The 19,698-nt window shown below is 69.0% G+C and carries 16 protein-coding genes and 1 pseudogene; 7 read left to right on the forward strand and 10 right to left on the reverse strand.

Annotated elements, in window-relative coordinates; all coding sequences use genetic code 11:
* Positions 1-20 precede the first annotated feature (20 nt).
* Positions 21-599 carry a hypothetical protein gene (locus ETD86_RS26970; RefSeq protein WP_138668962.1) on the reverse strand — a complete coding sequence of 193 codons (579 nt, stop codon included), beginning with the start codon at positions 597-599 and terminating at the stop codon, positions 21-23.
* 408 nt (positions 600-1,007) lie between these two features.
* The gene (locus ETD86_RS26975; protein ID WP_138668963.1) at positions 1,008-2,168 is read right to left on the reverse strand and encodes a WD40 repeat domain-containing protein; all 1,161 of its coding nucleotides are present in this window, start codon (positions 2,166-2,168) and stop codon (positions 1,008-1,010) included.
* A gap of 385 nt (positions 2,169-2,553) precedes the next feature.
* Here ETD86_RS26975 and ETD86_RS26980 point away from each other — a divergent pair, with 385 nt between their 5' ends.
* The gene (locus ETD86_RS26980; protein WP_138668964.1) at positions 2,554-4,494 is read left to right on the forward strand and encodes a ligand-binding sensor domain-containing protein; all 1,941 of its coding nucleotides are present in this window, start codon (positions 2,554-2,556) and stop codon (positions 4,492-4,494) included.
* Between the two features lie 207 nt (positions 4,495-4,701).
* The gene (locus ETD86_RS26985) at positions 4,702-5,127 is read left to right on the forward strand and encodes a hypothetical protein (RefSeq protein WP_138668965.1); all 426 of its coding nucleotides are present in this window, start codon (positions 4,702-4,704) and stop codon (positions 5,125-5,127) included.
* Between the two features lie 295 nt (positions 5,128-5,422).
* Here ETD86_RS26985 and ETD86_RS26990 read toward each other — a convergent pair whose 3' ends face one another.
* Positions 5,423-5,842, reverse strand: coding sequence for an NAD(P)-binding domain-containing protein (locus ETD86_RS26990; protein WP_246148248.1), 420 nt, complete (start codon positions 5,840-5,842; stop codon positions 5,423-5,425).
* Between the two features lie 226 nt (positions 5,843-6,068).
* Between ETD86_RS26990 and ETD86_RS26995 the strand changes: the two genes are divergently transcribed.
* Complete coding sequence (locus tag ETD86_RS26995) at positions 6,069-7,250, forward strand: MFS transporter (protein WP_138668967.1); 1,182 nt, start codon at positions 6,069-6,071, stop codon at positions 7,248-7,250.
* Positions 7,251-7,482: 232 nt separating this feature from the next.
* Here ETD86_RS26995 and ETD86_RS27000 read toward each other — a convergent pair whose 3' ends face one another.
* Both ETD86_RS27000 and ETD86_RS27005 read right to left on the reverse strand, forming a co-directional pair.
* A complete protein-coding gene (locus tag ETD86_RS27000; RefSeq protein WP_138668968.1) occupies positions 7,483-8,145 on the reverse strand; it encodes a response regulator in 663 nt (220 codons plus the stop codon).
* Positions 8,142-9,425 carry a sensor histidine kinase gene (locus ETD86_RS27005; RefSeq protein WP_211370335.1) on the reverse strand — a complete coding sequence of 428 codons (1,284 nt, stop codon included), beginning with the start codon at positions 9,423-9,425 and terminating at the stop codon, positions 8,142-8,144. The genes ETD86_RS27000 and ETD86_RS27005 overlap by 4 nt, the downstream gene beginning before the upstream one ends.
* 115 nt (positions 9,426-9,540) lie before the next feature.
* On the opposite strand from ETD86_RS27005, the gene ETD86_RS27010 reads away from it, so the two are divergent.
* Positions 9,541-10,641 carry a pectin acetylesterase-family hydrolase gene (locus tag ETD86_RS27010; protein ID WP_170223291.1) on the forward strand — a complete coding sequence of 367 codons (1,101 nt, stop codon included), beginning with the start codon at positions 9,541-9,543 and terminating at the stop codon, positions 10,639-10,641.
* A gap of 342 nt (positions 10,642-10,983) precedes the next feature.
* Here the strand turns inward: ETD86_RS27010 and ETD86_RS27020 are convergent, their stop codons facing one another.
* The 3 genes from ETD86_RS27020 to ETD86_RS27030 form a co-directional block, all read right to left on the reverse strand.
* Complete coding sequence (locus ETD86_RS27020; RefSeq protein WP_211370339.1) at positions 10,984-11,631, reverse strand: DNA alkylation repair protein; 648 nt, start codon at positions 11,629-11,631, stop codon at positions 10,984-10,986.
* Positions 11,632-11,821: 190 nt separating this feature from the next.
* The gene (locus tag ETD86_RS27025) at positions 11,822-12,739 is read right to left on the reverse strand and encodes a cation efflux transmembrane domain-containing protein (RefSeq protein WP_138668971.1); all 918 of its coding nucleotides are present in this window, start codon (positions 12,737-12,739) and stop codon (positions 11,822-11,824) included.
* A 115-nt stretch (positions 12,740-12,854) separates the two neighbouring features.
* On the reverse strand, positions 12,855-13,037 hold the full coding sequence (locus ETD86_RS27030; RefSeq protein WP_138668972.1) for a hypothetical protein: 183 nt from the start codon (positions 13,035-13,037) through the stop codon (positions 12,855-12,857).
* Between the two features lie 36 nt (positions 13,038-13,073).
* Between ETD86_RS27030 and ETD86_RS27035 the strand changes: the two genes are divergently transcribed.
* Complete coding sequence (locus tag ETD86_RS27035) at positions 13,074-14,756, forward strand: ATP-binding cassette domain-containing protein (RefSeq protein WP_138668973.1); 1,683 nt, start codon at positions 13,074-13,076, stop codon at positions 14,754-14,756.
* On the forward strand, positions 14,753-16,501 hold the full coding sequence (locus ETD86_RS27040; protein ID WP_138668974.1) for an ABC transporter ATP-binding protein: 1,749 nt from the start codon (positions 14,753-14,755) through the stop codon (positions 16,499-16,501). Before ETD86_RS27035 ends, ETD86_RS27040 begins: the two co-directional genes overlap by 4 nt.
* Before the next feature lie 148 nt (positions 16,502-16,649).
* Here ETD86_RS27040 and ETD86_RS27045 read toward each other — a convergent pair.
* Together ETD86_RS27045 and ETD86_RS57245 are read right to left on the reverse strand one after the other, a co-directional pair.
* Positions 16,650-16,898, reverse strand: a pseudogene (locus ETD86_RS27045) (response regulator transcription factor); the annotation flags it as partial.
* Complete coding sequence (locus ETD86_RS57245; RefSeq protein ID WP_211370336.1) at positions 16,886-17,002, reverse strand: histidine kinase; 117 nt, start codon at positions 17,000-17,002, stop codon at positions 16,886-16,888. The gene ETD86_RS57245 and the pseudogene ETD86_RS27045, both read right to left, overlap by 13 nt.
* A gap of 1,213 nt (positions 17,003-18,215) precedes the next feature.
* Between ETD86_RS57245 and ETD86_RS27055 the strand changes: the two genes are divergently transcribed.
* A partial coding sequence (locus ETD86_RS27055; RefSeq protein ID WP_138668976.1) for a Clp protease N-terminal domain-containing protein occupies positions 18,216-19,698 on the forward strand: 1,483 nt, incomplete at its 3' end.

Consider the following 19,698-nt stretch of genomic DNA (forward strand, 5'->3'; position numbering starts at 1 on the left):
GATGGCACGGACTCGATGTCTCAGTCCCTCCAGCGGAACCAGGCATCGAACACGCTGTACGGCGGACTGCCGAGAACTGTTTCCACCCGAAGCTCGGCCTCCAACGGCAAGCCGAGGACCCGGGAATCGAGCAGGGCGATGTCGTGTCGATCGAGCACCTGGCGAATCTGTCGAAACTCCTCCTCCCATCCCGGTAGAGCAGTATCCGTGACCAGCGACAGCTCCGGTATGCCGCGACTCCCGGCACCGCCTGGCCCCGAAGAGTGGACGTCGGGCTTGAAGAGTGCTGCCAGTGGAGCGAGCCGGCACAGTGCCAGGGGCAACCCCTCAACCTTTGTCCAGCCGTTCTCGGAGCGGCGCATCGATCCGTCGCGCTTGGTGATGAAGACATCGGCGTAGGACGCGTATCCAGAGCCGTAATGCCGGAACTCAGCATGATGAACGCTCAACGTCGGCATTCGGTCGAGATCAGCGACGACCCGCCGGAGGAACCCGTCAACAGAGGTAGCCCCGCCAGCCCATGCTCCCGCCGCACCCGCCAGCTGATCATTCACAGCGCTTCGGAGAGCCGTCGGATCGGTCGCCAGCTTCCTGCTCACTGGTTCACTCCTCGGTCTGACTTCTCGTCCGTTCGTGCACGATAGCCGTGGCGTCCCGGCTGAGCTGCCAAGGGCGCCGAGGTTGCCGTTCGGGTTGCAATACAGGGGCGTTCAGAGCCGTGCAGGATGGACCGCGCATGCCCTCTGACCTGCATTGAACGATCTGGAACAGCTCGAACTGGGATGGCTGGGCGTTCCGGGCTGCGATTTGGGGTCCAAAGAGTCATCGCCGCCGAAACACCGCCTCGAAGAGCGGACCAACCGGGCGATCATCACCGTCACAGCGGAAATCCTTCGCAGCGAGGCACCCGCAGGTCACTTCTGTCCCCCGACGAGCTGACTTGATCGCCGCGCGATTGCGGTTCCAGGCGGCCTCCACCGTCCCCTCTTCTACGGCCATCCAGTTCCTCATCTCGCGATGGACCACACCTTCACCGTTTCGTCGGCGGACACCGTTGCAAGCATGGTGGCATCGGCGTTGAACGCGACGTCGGTCACGGGGCGGGTGTGCCCGGTGAGGACAGCCAGCTCCGCACCGGTCGTGCCGTCCCACAACGCAAGGTCACCCTTGACGCCGACACCGGTGGCGAGGAAGGAGCCGTCCGGGCTGAAGGCCATGGCCTCGCTCTGGGACTTCTCCAGCATGGTCGTGGCTGACCACACGCGGTCGTGGCCCCAGAGCCGGAGCGGGCCGCCGGAGCGGATGGAGGTCGCCAGCAGCGGCCTTCCGGTGGGCCGGAAGGCAAGGCGGCTTGTTTTGCCGTCCAGGGTGTGGAGCTGTTCGCCGGTGGCCACGTCCCACACTCGGACGATGCTGCCCATGTCGGCGGACGCCAGCCACCTGCCGTCCGGGCTGAAGGCAACATCGCTGATCGTCTCACGCTCGTCGGTCAGGACCTGTCCCGGTTTCCCGGTTTTCGCGTCCCAGAGCCTGACCGACCCGTCCGGGCCGCAACTGGCGAGCAGGGTCGAGTCGGGACTGAACGCCACCTGCCAGACCCTGGCAGAGTGCCCTTCCAACCGGGCGATGCGCTCGCCGTCCGAGCTCCACAGGTAGATCTCGGGTTGCGAACCCGCGATGGCGATGACCGAGTCATCGGGGCTGAATAGCACCGCCTCGGACAACAGGAAGCCCGGACGCATCTCCTTGAGGAGGTGGCCGGTGCGGGGATCCCACAGGGTGGCGTGACCGTCGCCCGCCACGACCAGCCGGGTGCCGTCCTGGTTGGCGGACATGGCGCCGGCGTTCCTCGGCTCGAGCGTGCGCAGGCATTCGCCCGTGGCCAGGTCCCAGAAGGCGACCTTCTTCCTCTGGTAGGAGCTGGTAACAAGGGTTGTGCCGTCCGGGGTGAACCACGTCCGGCCGAACCAGGCATGATCTTTCAGCGTGCGCAGCAGCTTCCCCTTGATCCGTGCCGGCGGTTCTTGCCTCCACAGGAAAGCTCCCGCCACCCCAGCAGCCGCCAATGCGGCGGCTCCGCAGTACAGAAACCTCCTGCGACCAGGTACGGTTCCCTTTTCGTGTTGTCCAGCCGACGCACCCGATGCTCCATCACTGGTATGGATCATGAAGATCACGATAGGGAGCGGCGGTATGTCGCTGGTATGTCGGATGCGAGCAACGACCGCTTCGACCTGCTCTGCGAAGCCCGGCTCCTCACCCGAAGCGAAGCGACCGCCCTCCCGGCCCAGCCCGCACCGAACACGCCGCCACCGGCCTCTCTCACCTGGGGCGCCACCAGCCGAGAACCCGTGTGCCGATCCTGCCCCCTGCAGCTGCTCCGCCACTCCCCGTACTGCCGCGCCCAGGTCCACGCCGCCAACCTGCCGTGGGCAGCGCTGCTTCCTTCTGTACGGCGAAGTCGGCAGAGGCGCGTTGGAGAACCGTTGACCGGCACCCTACTCGGGAATTACGGTCGTGACCGTTATATCGGAACTCCTTCAGGAGGTGCCCGTGCGGGCACGGATCGCGGCCATCGTCGCCGCACTGTTATTGCTGACGCCGGTCCCGGCCGAAGCCGCCGCGCCGCCGACCGGGTGCGGCTTCCAGAACCTCGACCCCCTGCCGCTCACCGGCGCCACCACCGCCGGCACGGCGCTCGACGGTGACCGCGTCTACTCGGTCACCTCCAGCGCCTCCGGGCCCGCCATCCTCGGCATCAGGAACGCCCGCGACGCGTCTCTGATCGCCGAGCACCCCCTCCCCTTCGCGCTCGGCTCCTGGGCCGTCACCGTGGCCCCCGACCACAGCGTCTACGTCGGCAGCTACAACGCCACCGCGGGCGCGATGGGCCGCCTGTTCCGCTACACCCCGGCCGACGACAAGGTCACCGAGCTGGGCATCCCCATCTCCACCGAGACGTTCGTCTGGACGGTGGCCGCCGCCGGGAACGCGGTCTACGGCGGCACCTCCCCCAACGGAAAGCTCTTCCGTTACGACGTCGCGACCGGCCAGGTCCAGGACCTCGGCAGTCCCGTCCCCGGCGAGCAGTTCATCCGCGACCTGGCCATCGGCCAGGACGGCACCATCTACGCGGGCATGGGCTCGGCGAGCATGAAGGTCGCCGTTCTGTCGCCCGGTGGCGAGCTCCAGCGGATCATCGAGCCGCCGTTCCAGGCCACCGGCTGGTCCTACGACGTGGACGTGGTGGGACGCTACCTGCTCGTCCGCTACTCCACCTCCTCCGGCACCAACCCGATGGGCATCTACGACCTGGCCGGTAACAAGTGGCAGCACGTGGTCGAGGACGTCGACAGCCTCACCCTCGGCGGCGGCGCGCTGGGCGACAAGGTCTACCTCGTCCAGGACAGCGAGCTCGCCCTCCTCGACCTCAAGTCGGGCAAGACCAAGGCCCTCGGCTACAACGACTTCGGCGACGGCGCCATCCGGCCGCTCGGCTGGCTCGGCCACACCCTCGTGGGCACGACCGGCGCCGGCCGCATGTGGCACTACAACCGCAAGACAGGCACCGGCAAGCTCTTCGAGAGCACGGTGACGGGCCAGCGTGTCAGCATCAGGTCGATGGCCGTCGGCCCCGAGGGCCATATCTACGGCGGCGGCTTCTTCACCGGCGGCCTGGCCTCCTTCGACCCTGCTACCGGGGAGAAGAAGTTCTGGCCCAACGTCGGCCAGAGCGAGGGCATGGTCACCCACAAGGGGAAGCTGTACCTCGGCGTCTACCCCGGCGCCCGCATCTACGCCTGGAACGGCACCGCCCCCGAGCTCCTGCTCTCCCTAGGCGATCAGGAGCAGGACAGGCCGTTCGCGATGGCCTCGGCCGGCGACTGGCTGGCGTTCGGCACCGTACCCAAGTCGGGCACCGTCGGCGGGGCCCTCGGCCTGCTCAACCCCGAGACCGGCGAGACCAGGATCAGGCGCAACATCATCCCCAACCACAGCATCCTCGGCCTGGCCTACCGCGACGGCATCCTGTACGGCGCCACCACGACCTTCGGCGGGGTCGGCTACCCGCTGGACACCGCGGCCAAGGTCTTCGCCTACGACATCGCCACCGACACGGTGAAGTGGGTGACCGCCCCCGTCGAGGGCGACCTGGCACTCGGCTCGATCACCTTCGACGACGAGGGCAAGCTGTGGGGGCTCACCCCCGACGCGCTCTACGTGATCGACCCCGCCACCGGCCAGACGCTCCGGACCGCCAAGCACCAGACCTACCCCTGGGCGACCCAGACGCAGGTCTGGCTGGACACCTACATCGAGTTCCACAACGGCTACCTGTGGGGCAAGGTGCAGGGCAAGGCATACCGGATCGACCGGGCGACCATGGGGGTCACACGGATCACAGACCAGACCATGGGAATCCTGATCAAGGGGCCCGACGGGCACATGTACCTGTCGCGCTTCGAGAACTTCTACACCTACAGGATCTGCTAGAGAGGACCGAGTGATCTTGGGCGGTTGGAGGCGGCTCTCCGCGGCCCAGACGTCGAACTCGGCCCGGTGCGGCTCGGGATGGCTGATGGTCGGCTCTTCATCCCCAGACGATCGATGTGTGAACCGTCACATTGACCACCACCCGTGGGTGGCGGCCGTGAGCCAGTGGTAATCATGATCACATCACTGGCAATCGAAAGGATATTTGTGCGCACACGCAAGCTGGCGACCCTGCTGGCCGGCGCGGCCCTGGCCTCCACCACCACGCTGGTAGCAGGCGCCACCCCGGCCAGCGCGGCCGGACCCTGCGGCAGCAGCTACACCCGGGTCGGCGTCTACGACATCGGCGTCCAGAAGTACGGGTACCGTACGGGCATCCTGGAGGTGTACTACAGCTCCAGCACCGGCAAGAACTGCGCCCTTACCTACGGTGCCGGCCCCTACGCCAACACCACGAGCTGGAAGGGCGTCGTGATATCGAGAGGCGACGGCAGCGGGAAGGACTCCGACGCCGACAATTACCAGTACTACGCCGGCCCGGTGTACGTCTCGGCGCCCGGCCAGTGTATTGACGTAGAGGGAATCTCGCCGTCATGGACGAGCGTCAAGCTCAACAACGTGCACTGCGGCTGAACCCTCTTGCGACCAGACAGGGTGCCCTCCAACGGGGATGTGGAGGGCACCTCACGCAGGGGCGCTGCGTGGCAGCTCAGCCACCTCCCGGCTCCCGCCCCGAGACGATCATCTCGCCGACATCGGGCTTCTGCCCGCGTCAAGGTCAAACCAGCGGCGCTCTTCGTCGAGGTACGGCCGGCATGCCGTCACCCAGTCCCGTCATCACCGGCGGTTCGCCGCTGCGATGGACTCACGCACCTTGGTCAGCCGCTGTTCCAGCGTGCGCAGTTCCTATGATCGCCAACCTAACTCGTCACACGGAGCTACTTTGCCCGTGGTGACACGGGGTGCGGGACCAGGTGGCGAGGACCACGATGGCGGCGTGGGCGGCGACCTCGGCCGCCGAGCCCGCGAGGCGCCCACCATGACGCGCACGGAAGGCGTAGGCCCGCTCCGGTGACACGTCGTGAATGATCAGATCGCTCACGGGGCGCAGGCGCCGTAGGCCTGTCACCACCAGGTCCGCCTGGGCGCCCGCCCCAATAACGCCCACGACGGCGCTCCGCCGGGGGGCCAGGGCGTCCGTGCCGAGTGCGACTGCCCGACCCGTGCGCCCGGCCGTGATGGTGGCGCTGTCAAGCAGCGCGAGGACTTCGCCGTGGTGGCCGCTGTGCAGGCAGATGATGCCACGCAGTGCCGGGCTGGCCGCCGGGAACTTGGCGTTGACCTTCACCGTGTACGCGTCGATCCCAGGCAGCAGGCCGGGAATCCCCCCTGGCCGTCGCCCCCGGAGCGAGCCAAGCAGACCAGGGCCTGGGGCTGCACCGGGAGTCTCTGGCTCCGGCCAGGGGCGCAAGAGAAGAGCGATCGCCGGCGAGCGCCGAGCCGTCATTAGGCGATCTTCTCACCATCTGAAATGAAATGTCTCTTATATTGATACCGAGTTACCATCGCACCTCATGCACACAAGATCCAAATGGGTCGCGCTGGCACTGGGCACGGCTGCCCAGACCACGGGCACGATCTACCTCTATGGCCTGCCGTTCCTGCTCCCCGCGCTGCGCGAATCGACCGGCATGACTCTGCCCCAGCTCGGCATCCTGCTCGCCTGCCCGTCGATCGGCATGGTGGTGGCTCTGCTGGGCTGGGGCGCCCTGGCTGACCGGCACGGGGAGCGGCTGATCATCGGAGCCGGCCTCGGGCTGGGCGGCCTGCTGCTGGGCCTGGCAGGACTAGCTTCCGGGGCGCTGATGGGCATCCTGCTGATCCTGGCGGGGGCGGCGGGATCGGCGGTGTACGCGGCGAGCGGGCGACTGGTCGTGGCCTGGTTCGCGCCGGACCGGCGCGGGCTGGCCATGGGCATCCGGCAGGCGTCGCAGCCCGTCGGCGTGGCCGTGGCAGGTGTGACATTGCCCGCGATCGCCGAGCAATGGGGGACTTGGGTCGCCTTTGTGGTACCGGGGGGCATCTGTCAGGCCACCGCACTGGTCACCACGCTGTTGCTCGCCCCAGCACCAAGGACGACCAGCGGCTCCCGTGAGTCTGCGGTGGCCTCCCCGTACCGGACAGGATCGTCGTTGTGGCGGGTGCACGCGACCAGCGCTCTGCTGGTCATCGGGCAGCTGACCGTGGGGACGTTCGCCTTCGACTACCTCGTGCTGGGGCTCGGCTGGACGCCCACCACGGCGGGACCCCTGTTGGCGGCGGCACAACTGGCCGGCGCGGCCGCCCGGATCGGAGCCGGCCGATGGTCGGACCTCTCGTCCGGCAAAGGACGGGCACTGCGCCGCCTTGCCCTGGTCAACACATGCGCGCTGGCCGCGCTGGCCACCGCGGCGGCACTGGAGGCCTGGACGAGCGCCGGGCTGCTGATCGTGGCGATCGTGGCCACGGTGAGCTGGCACGGCGTCGGGTACGCGGCCGTCGCCGAACTGGTGCACCCCTCCTGGTCCGGCCGCGCGATGTCAGTGCAGACGATCGTGCAGAACCTCGCCTCCTCAGCGACACCGCCCGTCATGGGTACGCTCATCGCGAGCCTCGGTTACGTCGCGGGCTTCGGCGCTGCCGCCCTGTTCCCCCTCGCCGCGATGATCACCATGACGCGACTGAGCATGCGACCCGCCCAGGGGCCCGCAAGGTGACCATGCCTCCAGCGCCGAGAAGATTCGCGCCAAGCTCAAACGCCTGATCAGTCAGGGAATCCTGGCGGAGACCGAGCCCGGATGGTTCGCTCAGCCGCGTCCGTAGCACGATGTCGGTCGGTCGGTGTTCTTGCGGGAGGGCAGGAGTGCCTGGCGGATGATGTCGCCGGCTGGCCTCGGGGTGGTCCTCAGGGTGGTGGGATCCAGGTCCATCGCCGGACCCGGATGGTCGTCACGCGCCGGCGCGGACCAGGCCGCACTCGTAGGAAAAGACCACGGCCTGCACCCGGTCCCGTAGACCGAGCTTTGTCAGAATGCGGCTGACGTGGCCCTTCACGGTCCCCTCGGTGAGGAAGAGACGGCCGGCGATCTCGGCGTTGGACAGTCCACGGGCGATCAGTTCGAGCACCTCGCGTTCCCGCTCGGTGAGGACGCGAAGCTCAGCCGCGGTGCGGGGCAGCGGGTCGCCGGACGTGCCGATGTGGCGTTCGATCAGCCGCCGGGTGACCGGTGGCGCGACGATGGCGTCGCCCTTGGCCACCACGCGGATCGCGGACAGGAGATCGGCGGCGAGGGTGTCCTTGAGCAGGAATCCGCTGGCGCCGGCCCGCAGCGCGGAGTACACGTACTCGTCGAGATCGAAGGTGGTGAGGATCAGGATGCGTGGCCCGTCCGGAAGCGACGCGCGGATGCGACGGGTGGCCTCCACTCCATCGACCTCGGGCATCCGGATGTCCATCAGGATGACGTCGGGCGTCGTTTCAATCGCCAGGGCGGTGGCCGTCGCGCCGTCGCCGGCCTCCCCGATGACGGCCATGTCCTCGGCGTTCTCGAGGATCATCCGCAGGCCGGCACGGAGCAGGGCCTGGTCGTCGGCCAGGAGCACATGGATCATGCGATCTCTCCCAGATCAAGGGGGATGCGGGCCCGTACGACATAACCGCCGTCCGGCCCCGGGCCGGCGGCCACCTCGCCGCCCAGCAGCGCCACACGTTCCCGCATGCCCCTCAGTCCGTTGCCGGACCCGCCAGAGGCCGACTCACCGGCGCCGTTGTCGCTGACATCGAGCCTCAGCTCATCGCTTCTGAACGACACCACCACCTGGACGCAGGCTCCCGGACCGGCATGCTTCATGGTGTTGGTCAGCGCCTCCTGAAGGATCCGGTACGACGACACGTCCACGTCGGTGGACAGCGGCCGGGGAGATCCGTTGATGTGCAGCTGGACCGGGGTGCCTGCCTGCCGTACCTGGTCGACGAGGCGGGGCAGCTGCGCCAGGCCTGGCACCGGCCGCGCAGGTCCCTCGATCTGCCCGGCCGCGGACAGCACGTGGCGCATGTCGGCGAGCGAGGCGCGGCCGGTCGCCACGATGGTGTCCAGCGCAGCGAGGGTGTCGGCGGGCCGCTTGGCGAACGCCGCGGCGCCGCCCTGCGCCTGCATCACGATGACGGCCAGGCCGTGCGCCACCACGTCGTGCAGCTCGCGGGTGATCCTGGCCCGCTCGGCGGCCACTGCGAGCGCGGCCTGCTGGCCGCGCTCGCGCTCCAGGTCTCGTGCCCTCGCCATGAGTTCGCCGAGGTAAGCGCGGCGGCTCTGCATACCCCACCCGATCGCCCAGGCGACGACCAGCAGGGAGCCGAGGACGGGGATCCCGCCCCAGTCCGTCGGTCCAAACGCCGTGAATCCCTCAAGCGTGCTTACCTGTCCGCCGCGGCCGAAGGGCCCCTTGTAGACCCAGCCGTCGACCTTGCCGTCGAGGGCCACGTACACCGACCATGCCGTCGCCACGGCCAGGGCGGCACCGAGCAGCGCGAGCGACACCTTGCGCCGCCGCTGGGCGGCGATCGTGTAGAGAATGATCGGGACGGCCAAGTCGGCGGGCACCGGTGCTTCCGCCAGCGCCATCTGCACCACGGCGGCGAGCGCCGCCGCGGCGAGCGCCGGAATCGGCCACCTGCGGCGCACCGTCACGGCGGCGATGCAGACCCCGATCAAGACCCACTGTGCCGGCGGCTCCCGCAACCAGGCCACTTCGGCGAACGAACCGCTGATCCCCGGAGTCGCGGCGGCACCATTACCCGCCCACGCGCCGGCGAGCAGCAGGGCGGCAAGGCCGGCATCCTGGAAGCTCGATCTGCGGAAGGCGCCCCGTAGGGCCGCCACGTGGATTTTCATACCAGGCAACACCTTAAGCCTCGGCGCCGCCGCCCGAAATCCGTCGAAAGTCAGGGTTCGGAACATGACCGCTGGCAGGTGCGCGGCCCATCCGGCACCGCGCAGCCTGTGACGCATGACGCACATCTCCCGCGGCGCTGGCGGCCGTTCTCGCCACGACCGTGTGATGAAAATGCCGCTTCTTCTGCTGGCCGCTCTGGCCATGGTGCTGGCCGGCTGCAGCGCCCCCAGGGACTTGGTGTGGGAACGAGTCGTGCCGGCAGGTGATTGCCGCTGCGCTGATGGCAGCGAGTTCACCTTTTGGGAACGGCGGGCCGATCCGACCAAGGTCGTATTCTTCTTGAACGGCGGCGGCGTCTGCTGGGACGCGAAGAGCTGTGCCTTCACAGGCGACCACGGCGAGAGCGAATTCTACGACTGGAGCGTTCAGGGCTCGGAACCGGAGAACCGGAACGGAATGTTCGACGTCACTCGGTCCGACAACCCGTTCGCCGATCACTCGTTTCTCTATGTGAGTCCCTGCACCGGCGATGCGCATCTGGGTAACGCCTCCCAGAAGTACTCGCCGGAGTTGACCGTCGAGCACCGCGGCTATGTCAACGGTACGGCGGCGCTCAGCTATATCGCCGAGCACTATCCCAACGCCACCCAGGTCGTCGTCGTCGGCAAGACCGCGGGATCGATCGCCGCTCCCCTCTACGGCGGCCTCGTCGCCGACCGGCTCCCCAAAGCCAAGGTCACGGTATTCGGCGCCCAGTCCGGCGCTTGGCCGAACAACCCCGATTTCAACGCCGGCATCCTCGATGCGCGGTGGGGCGCCTACGACACCATGCCTGACTGGGCGGTCAAAGGGCTCACCGCCCAGGACTGGGGCGTTCCCCGATTCTGGACCCAGGCTGGTCTCCATAATCCCGGCCTCGTGCTGGCCCGTTTCGACTTCGCCTTCGACCCTCACGCGGCGTCGGAGGTGACCCAGTGGATGGACGGGAATCCGCCGAACCTCCTTGCCGTGATCACCGGCAACGAGGCGGCGATCGAGGCCGCCGGGGTGCGCCTGCACAGCTACACCGCACCCGGCGATGACCACGGGCTCTTCGAGTTCGACAAGTTCTATGAGATCGAGGTGAACGGCGTCCGGTTCGTCGACTGGCTCGACGCGCTGATCACCAACGAACCGCCCGACGACGTCCGCTGCGACCGATGCTCGTCCAGCTGACCCTCGACGCCGGAGCCCGGGGCGTCGCGGGCACCCACGGCGAAGGCAAGCCGGCCCTGGCCCGCGAGCTGGACGCCCGAAGCGACCGTGGGCTACAGGGAGTCATGACGCCGGTGTACGTCCCCGGAAGGCGATCAAGCCGAGAGGGACGCCCAGTCGGATCGGCGGCAGGCCCGCTTGGTAGGCAACTGCGGACTGTGCGACCGCTAGCGGATTCGCCGGGGCGAAGTGCGGCCGTGTTGAGTGCGGCACACCGGAGCTACGAACGCCGGGCGGACCACTTCGCAGCCTTCGTCGCCATCGCCGCCGCCCTCATTCGCCACCGCCGACTCACCAAATGAGTCACGTCTCATCGTGCTGTCGGCGCACCATCTCGTTGATCCAGATGGGCGCGAACGGAGACGTGCAGCCCGGGGAAGTCGGGTAGTCCTTGAGCACCTCCAGGCGCTCACCGATGTCGAGTGCACGGGCGCGGTGCTCGGCGTGCTCGATCCCGATCTGAGCCAGGCAGTGGTTCATCGCCCACTGCAGGCGATCCGGGGCGTCTTTCATCTCCGCCTCGATGATGTCGAGCAGTCCTGCGAGGTCGAGGGACTCGGGCTTCTTCGCCACGCGTTCGGTGGTCAGCGCCCAGCCGGCGCTCGCGACCACTGGATCCGGATCGGCGAACCAGGTCAGGCGCAGCTCTTCGGCGTGCGGGTTCTTCTTCACCACGTAGTTCACGAGCCAGTCGTGCACCTTGGGTGTGCGCGCCTCGCGCAACATGACGTCCAACTCGTCACGCTCGAACGCCTTAGGGCGGCAGATCAGGAGCGCCAGCAGTCTCGCCGCGGTGTCATCCGTCTCCCAGAGCCGGCGCGCGAGCTCCTGCTGCGTCTTCAGCCGCTTCGCGAGCGCGCGCAGCTTGCTGAGGTTCACACCGTGATCGTCACCGTGTTTCTCGTTCACCTCGCGTGTCTTCGGGTCCTCGAGCTCGGCCAGCTCGGCCATCACCTCGGCCACGATCGTCTCGGTCAGCGTCGTCTCGGCCACCTCAGCCTCCTGTCCATCACGTGCGAGATGCAGCCTATGACGGAAGTCGGCCTCCTGTCGTACGCGCCGCTTCGGGGCCGGCCACCGGCACGAAATCCCGCGTCCTCTCAAATTTGCAGCAGCTCCCGGCACGTGGACAGGCGCCGCGTCAGAGCACCAACTCGGGGTCCGTGGTGAGCTCGACGACGACCCACGGGGCGTAGGGCAGGGCAGCGAGCCCGTCGCGCAGCGTCCGCCGTACGCGGTCCTCGTCCGCGATGTCCCAGCGACCCGGCGATACTACGAAGCCCACGTCGACGTAGAGCTTGTGACCCATCTTTGTGGTGCGCAGCACCGGCTTGGGAAGCCCTTCGGCGGCCCGCACCCTTTCGACGACCTCGTGGATCAGCTGCTGGACGGCCGGCTCCGGCGCGGACTCCAGCAGCTCGGACGCGGCCTGGCGGAGCATGCGTGCGGGCAGCCGGGCGAGCAGGACGCAGCTCACCAGGACCAGCACCGAGTCGGTGTACGCCGTCGCTCCGCGCCAGGCCGTCGCACTCAGGAGAAGCGCCGCGGCGCCGCCCACCGCGACGACCAGGCTGGCCACGGCGCCCGCGAGCCAGACCGCCGCCTCCGCTCGGACCAGGTCCGAGCGCGGACCGCGCCGCACCAGGTAGCCGTACGCCGCGAAGCACGCGAGTCCGCTCACCACTCCGTAGGCGGCCAGACTGGCGGCCGCCACGTCGGACCCGCCGCCGAGGATGACCCGGATGGCCTCCACAGCGGCGTAGACGAGCGTCCCTAGCAGGGCAAGACCTTGCACGCCCACGACCAGCGGCACGAGCGACTCCCGGCCGAACGGGAAACGCGGCGTCGGGTCAGCGGCGGCCAGGCGAGAGGCGTACAGCGAGAGCCACGACAGCCCCAGGCCGAGGATCACGTAGACGCCGTCGAGCAGGATCACCTGTGAGCCGGCGGCGAGCCCCCACCCCAGCGCCACGACCGAGAGCGCGACCGAGACCGCCATCGAGATCTTCAGCATGCGCTGCTCGCGCCGAGCCGACTGAGACAGCTCTCCACCCGCCATCACCCCAGGCTAAGGGGTCGACTGGTGCGACAACCGAACCACGACCTGCGCGTTGACGCCACCATGACCGAACAAGCTCGCCGGCCCAAACCGGGCTTCCGGCCCGACGGCACGATCACCCCCGGCAACGCATCACCGGCACCCGGTAGCCGCGGAAGACGTCGAGCAGCAGGATCAGGCCACCGCTCCCGGCTCGGCCGACGGACAAGGAACGCGCCGCGGCTGCATGGGCAAGAAGCGGGCAGCCCGACCCGCAGAAACCGGCGGTCACACCATCGACGACCCGGCCGATATCCACTTGCCGCTCCTTCGGGAAAGCCCTTACCGTTCTGGGGTGATCTTTCGGGATCGGTTCCGGCTGCTGCGTCTGTTGCCGGCGTCGCACGCCGCCGTCCTGGGGACCATCAGCCTGTGCCTGGCCGTGCTGCCGACGTTCCTCGCGCTGGTCAGCGGCCGGTTGGTGGCCGAGATGGCCGCGGGCCAGGCCGGGGCCGCGCTGGGGATGCTGGCCGGGCTCCTCGTCCTGGAAGGGATCGTGGTCGCGGCCATGGAAGCGTACCGGCAGGTGGTCGTCGCGCGCGTGGACGGCGCGATACGCCGCCGGCTCCGCGCCATGGCGGCCGCTCCCCGGGGGATCGCCCATCTGGAGGATCCCGCCTACGCCGACGATCTGTCCCGCGCCTCGAACCTGGGCGGATGGCAGAACCTGTCCGCCGGTGCCGCCGCGGTGGCGCAGGTGGTGCTCATGTCCAGGATGCTCGGGGCGTTCCTCGCGGCCGCGGTGGTGGCCCTGCACTCGCCCGTCACGGCAGCCGTGCTGCTGGCCGCGGCGCTGACCATCCGCTCCATCGTCCGCCGCCAGGCGCTGCGCCTGCACGCGGTGGTGTACATCCAGGCGCGCCCCTGGCGGCAGACCGACTACTGGTCGGAGGTGAGCGCCGGCGGTCAGGCGGGCAAGGAGATCCGGGTCTTCGGCCTGGCGGGCTGGGCGGTGGGGCGGCGTACCGCCCAAGCCCGGGAACTGGCCGCGGCCATCTGGCGGACGCGCCGCGACATCCTCATCCACCAGCGGATCGCGATCCTGCTGTCCTTCGGCGCCGTCCTGCTCGCCTCCGTCATGCTTGGCCTCGCCGCCCAGCGAGGGGACCTGGTCACCTGCCTGGTGGCCACCTTCGCGCTGCTCGGCATCACCACGATCGGGATGGAGGAGTACGAGGTCGAGACCGGACTCGGCGCCGTACGGGCACTGGCCTCCCTCGCGGACCGTACGCCCCCGCAACCGGTCCCCCCGCAGGTCGGTCCCGGAGCCCGGTTCGAGAATGTGTCCTTCGCCTACCCGAACACCGGCAGCGTCCTCGACGGCCTGGACCTGCGGATCGAGCCCGGCGAGGTCCTCGCCATCGTGGGCGACAACGGTGCGGGCAAGACCACGATGATCAAACTGATGGCCGGCCTGTACGAGCCCGGCGAGGGCCGCGTCGTCTGCGACCCGGGCCGGATGGCCGTGATGTTCCAGGACTTCAACCGGTACCCGCTCACCGTGGCCGACAACGTCGCCATGGGAGCCCCTGACCATCGCGACGACCGGGAGGGGATCGAGCGGGCCCTGCGGCGGGCGGGGTGGGACGCCGAGCGCCTGCCGTACGAGACCGTGGTCAGCCGCGAGCTGCACGACGGCGTGGACCTGTCCGGCGGCCAGTGGCAGCGCCTGGCCCTGGCCCGCGTCTTCTTCGCCGCCGGCCACGGCCGCGACCTGATCGTCCTGGACGAGCCCACCGCGCACCTGGACGTCCGCGCGGAGGCCGACTTCAACAGGGACGTCGTCTCCGGGGTGGAGGGCGCCACCATCGTGCTGATCTCGCACCGGCTCTCGACGGTACGGCACGCGGACCGCATCGTCGTCATGCGCGGCGGCGCGATCCTCGAGGACGGCGACCACAACGCCCTGATGGCGCTGGGCGGCCACTACGCCCGCATGTTCGAGCTCCAGGCGTCCCGATTCGTGGAGAGCGGATGAAGGTCCTCCGGCACACCCTCCCTCTCACCTGGCAGGCCGGGCCGTGGATCACCCTGCTGGTCGGCGCGCTCGTGGCGGCCCAGTCGGTGGCCGTCGCCCTCCTCGCGCTGAGTCAGCGCTGGCTCGTCGACGCCGCGGGCCTGGGCACCGTCGGGGGCCTGCTGGCGGCGGGCGCCCTCGCGGCGGTGGCCTACACCGCCTCCACCACCGGCCGTACGATCCTGCACAGCCTCGCCCTCGAACTGGTCCTTCGGGTCGACATCCTGGTCAACGACGAGATCCTCAACCTGGTCGCGCGCCTGCCCGAGGTCGAGCACCTGGAGCATCCCGAGTATCTGGACCGCATCTTCCTGCTCCGCCGCGGTTCCCGGACACTGGCCCAGCTGGCACTGGGCCTGACGGCGACCGCGTCCGGGGTGATCAGCATCGCGTTGTCGGTCTGGCTGCTCGTCGCGGTCGATCCCTGGCTGGCCCTGCTCGCCCCGCTGGCGCTGCTGCCGCTCTGGATCAGCTCCCGGACCCTGCGCCGGATACGGGAGGCGGAGAAGGAAGCGGCCCGGCACAGCCGCCTGGAGGAGATGCTGCACCGGATGTGCACCGAGGCGGACACCGCGAAGGAACTGCGGGTCAGCGGCGCCTCGGCGGCGATCGACGAGGAGGCCGCCGCGGCCTGGGACCGGTACGCCACGCTCATCACTCGGGCGCGAGCACGGGCGAGCATCTGGAACGCCCTCGGCTGGATCTCCTTCAGCGTCGGCTACCTCCTGGTCCTGGCCATCACCGCGGACCTCGCCGCCCGCGGCCTGGCCACTCTCGGTGACGCGGTCCTGGTCCTGGTCCTGGGCGCGCGGCTGCGCGGGCAGATCCAGGAGGTGGTCGAGCAGATCGGCCGGGTCATCCAGACCGGGCAGGTCACCGAGCACTACGCCTGGCTGCACGACTACGCCACTGCCCACGGCCCGACCGGCCGCAAGGAGCCCACGACCGGCGGCATCACCTTCGACAACGTGACCTTCGCCTACCCCGGTTCGAAGGCCCCGGTCCTCCGCGACGTCAGCTTCCACCTGCGCCGGGGCAGCGTCGTCGCCCTGGTCGGCGTGAACGGCGCGGGCAAGACCACGCTGGTCAAACTCCTCACCGGCATGTACCGGCCGGCCGCGGGCACGATCAAGGTGGACGGCCAGGACCTCGCCGAGACCGACCTGACCGCCTGGCGGCAGCGCACCTCCGCCGCGTTCCAGGACTTCGTCAAGTTCCAGCTGCCCGTACGGCAGGCGGTCGGCGTCGGTGACCTGCCCCGCATGGACCAGGTCGAGGAGGCGCTCGACGCGGCCGGCGCCGACTTCGTGCGGCGGCTCCCCGACGGTGTGGACACCCGGCTGGGGCCCCTCTTCGACGGCGTCGACCTGTCCCAAGGACAGTGGCAGCGCCTGGCCCTCGCCCGCGCCCTCATGCGGGACCGACCCGAGGTGCTGATCCTCGACGAGCCCACCGCCGCCCTCGACCCGGCCAGCGAACACGACCTCTACGAGCGTTTCACCACGACGGCCCGGACCTCCGGCGAGGGGATCACCGTCCTGGTCTCCCACCGCTTCTCCACCGTGCGCATGGCCGACCACATCATCGTGGTCGCCGACGGCACCATCGCCGAGCAGGGCTCCCACGAGGAACTGATGGCCCGGAACGGACCGTACGCCCAGCTGTTCACCATCCAGGCGGCCGCCTACAGCGGCGACGTCCAGTAAGGGCCGGCGAGCGGTTCGGCGTCGCGACGGCGCTGTCCGGGGGGTCCGGGGTGGGCCCGTGTTGCGCCGCGACTCCATCAAGCCGGACGCCCGACGACGACGTGATCGGCAGCTGCGAGCGGCGGCCCGTCTCGACGCGCCCGCTCTCTCAGGGAGTGCGCACAGACATACTCCCTGGCGGCCGGTCGGCGGGCGAGCCTGGGGCGATCAAGCCGGTCTCGTAGGCGAGCACGACCGCCTGAACCCTGTCCCTGAGGCCGAGCTTGGACAGGATGCGCGCGACATGAGTCTTCACCGTCGTCGGGCTGAGGCTCAGTCGGTCAGCGAGCTCGGCGTTGCTGAGCCCGGTGGCGAGCAGGCGCAACACCTCCAGTTCCCTGGGGGTCAGCTCCGACAGCGTGCCGCTCCAGCCTGGATCACCATCACATTCACATTGTGGGTGACGACATCGTGCAGTTCGCCGGCGATCCGGGAGCGCTCTTCCTGGACGGCCTTGTGCATGGCCTCCTCCTGTCGGCGCTGTAGTTCGGCGAACCGACGGCGGCCGGCGTCGAGTTGTTGCCGCCAGGAGCGGACGAAACTGCCGTCAGCACGGTACCCCGAGGTCAAACTGTGTGACGTCGAGCAGAAGACCTGCGCTTAGTTCGAGACCCAGAGTGTCAACCCCTCAAGCGAGGCAGGACACTCCTATCGGCCTCGCCGAAAGCCTCTTCATGTATGGGAGGCTCACGAGGCAGCACACACAGTGTCACCCAGCTGGGATCGTTCGTAGAACACCTCGCGACCGCTGCGGCGCCGTGTGACCAGGCCGCTCTCTCGCAGCCCGCGACCAGACGGCGCCGACGCCGGGCACGGGATAGACCAGGTTCGGCTGGTACGGCTCCGCCATCACGTCGTGTCCGGCCGCCGGCACTCGGCGGCCGCGCGGGCGACGCCGGAGCCCGGGTCGGCGAGAAATTCCCGCACGACCGGGGTCTCCGCACCGGGGAGCCTCCAGGCTTCCAGCGCTGCTCCCGCTGGGGCCGGAGGTGTTGTGGACCGGCATCGGCATCATCGGCGCCACCTCGGCTTTGGGCGCGCTGCTGGTCGGCGGCCCGGTTCGCCGGCGCACGACCGACTGACCCGTTGACGCCCAAGCACTCGTGAAGACAGGAAAATGATCACGCGGGCGGGTCGCCGGCCTTGCAGCGGCCGCCCGGTGCCGGTCGCCGCGTCTGTGGCGAGCGCGCGCCGCGGCTCGTTCGGCTGGTGGCTGAATCCGGTCCAATGGCCGCAATCAGCATTAAGGTGGTAATTAGGCGGAGTACCCGCCGAAGCCCGATGCGGCCGCCTACGCAGGCCCGTGCGAAAGGCCAAGAGTCTCGGACTCAGTACGCCAGACGCTGTCGTGCGGTGATCGTACCGCCCGTTCCGTGGAACGCGTGGGGTCTACCTGGGGGCATCATGGCCGACGGCCAGCACCGAACGCCCGATGATCAGGCACGGCACGGAGCCACGTCCGGCCGGGCACGTGAACGGACCATCAGGGCCGAGGCGGCCACCGCGGCGCGATCCCGTTGAAGGCCGCGCGGCCGGTTCTCGATGCCCTGCCGATGGCGACCGACGGCGGCCATACCGCAGGAACGCCTGACGGTGCCCTGATGTGGGTCATCGCCGATGCGGACGATCTGGTCGCGCTCGTCCGGCAGGTCCCGCTCCCGCCAGGAGGCTTGAGATGTTCGAGAAGTTCACCGACCAAGCGAGGCGAGTTGTCATCCTGGCTCAGGAAGAGGCCAGGATGCTCAATCACAATTTCATCGGTACTGAGCACATTCTTCTTGGTTTGATTCACGAAGGTGAGGGCGTTGCCGCCAAGGCTCTGGAGAGCCTGGGCGTCAGTCTTGAGGGTGTGCGTCAGCAGGTCGAGGAGATCATCGGCCAGGGGCGGCCGGCTGAGTCGGAGCACATTCCTTTCACCCTGCGGGCCAAGAAGGTCCTCGAGTTGTCGGTCCGTGAGGCTTTGCAGCTGGGTCACGACCACATCGGCACCGAGCACATCCTGCTCGGGCTCGTCCGCGAGGGTGAAGGTGTGGCCACTCAGGTGCTGGTCAAGCTGCAGGCCGATCCCGGGCGCGTCCGGAGCTGGGTCCTTCAGTCGCTCGCCGGCACCGAGGACGACGAGCCGACGGCGATCCTGGCTGTCCAGGAGTCGGCCCGGCCGACCTCCGGGCCGCTCGACCAGTTCGGCCGTAACCTGACCCAGGCTGCCCGCGAGGGCAGGCTGGATCCGGTGATCGGCCGTGAGAAGGAGATCGAGCGGGTCATGCAGGTCCTCTCCCGGAGGACCAAGAACAACCCCGTTCTCATCGGCGAGCCCGGCGTCGGCAAGACCGCCGTCGTCGAGGGCCTGTCGCAGAAGATCGTCAGGGGCGAGGTGCCCGAGACGCTGACGGACAAGCAGCTCTACACGCTTGACCTCGGCGCGCTGATCGCCGGCTCCCGCTACCGCGGTGACTTCGAAGAGCGCCTGAAGAAGGTGCTCAAGGAGATCCGCACGCGCGGCGACATCATCCTGTTCATCGACGAGCTGCACACGCTCGTGGGTGCGGGCGCCGCGGAGGGCGCGATCGACGCCGCCAGCATCCTCAAGCCGATGCTGGCCCGCGGCGAGCTGCAGACGATCGGCGCGACCACGCTCGACGAGTACCGCAGGCACTTCGAGAAGGACGCCGCTCTCGCTCGCCGTTTCCAGCCGGTTCTGGTCGCCGAGCCCTCGCTCAGCCACACGATCGAGATGCTCAAAGGTCTGCGCAAGCACTACGAGGCGCACCACGCCGTCTCGATCACCGACGACGCGCTGGTGGCGGCGGCGCAGCTGGCCGACCGCTACGTCAGCGACCGTTACCTGCCCGACAAGGCGATCGACCTCATCGACGAGGCCGGGGCACGGCTGCGCATCCTCCGGATGACCGCTTCGGCCGGCTCGTGCACCGAGGACCTGGTCACCGAGGACGTCGTCACCGAGGAACTGATCGCCGAGGTTCTGGCGACCGCCACCGGCATCCCGGTCTTCAAGCTGACCGAGGAGGAATCGCAGCGTCTGCTGCGCATGGAGGACGAGCTCCACAAGCGGATCATCGGTCAGGACGACGCCATCAAGGGTCTGTCGCGGTCCATCCGGCGTACCCGCGCCGGGTTGAAGGACCCGCGCCGTCCCG

This window comes from Nonomuraea turkmeniaca (assembly GCF_005889735.1).
Classification (GTDB): Bacteria; Actinomycetota; Actinomycetes; order Streptosporangiales; family Streptosporangiaceae; genus Nonomuraea; species Nonomuraea turkmeniaca.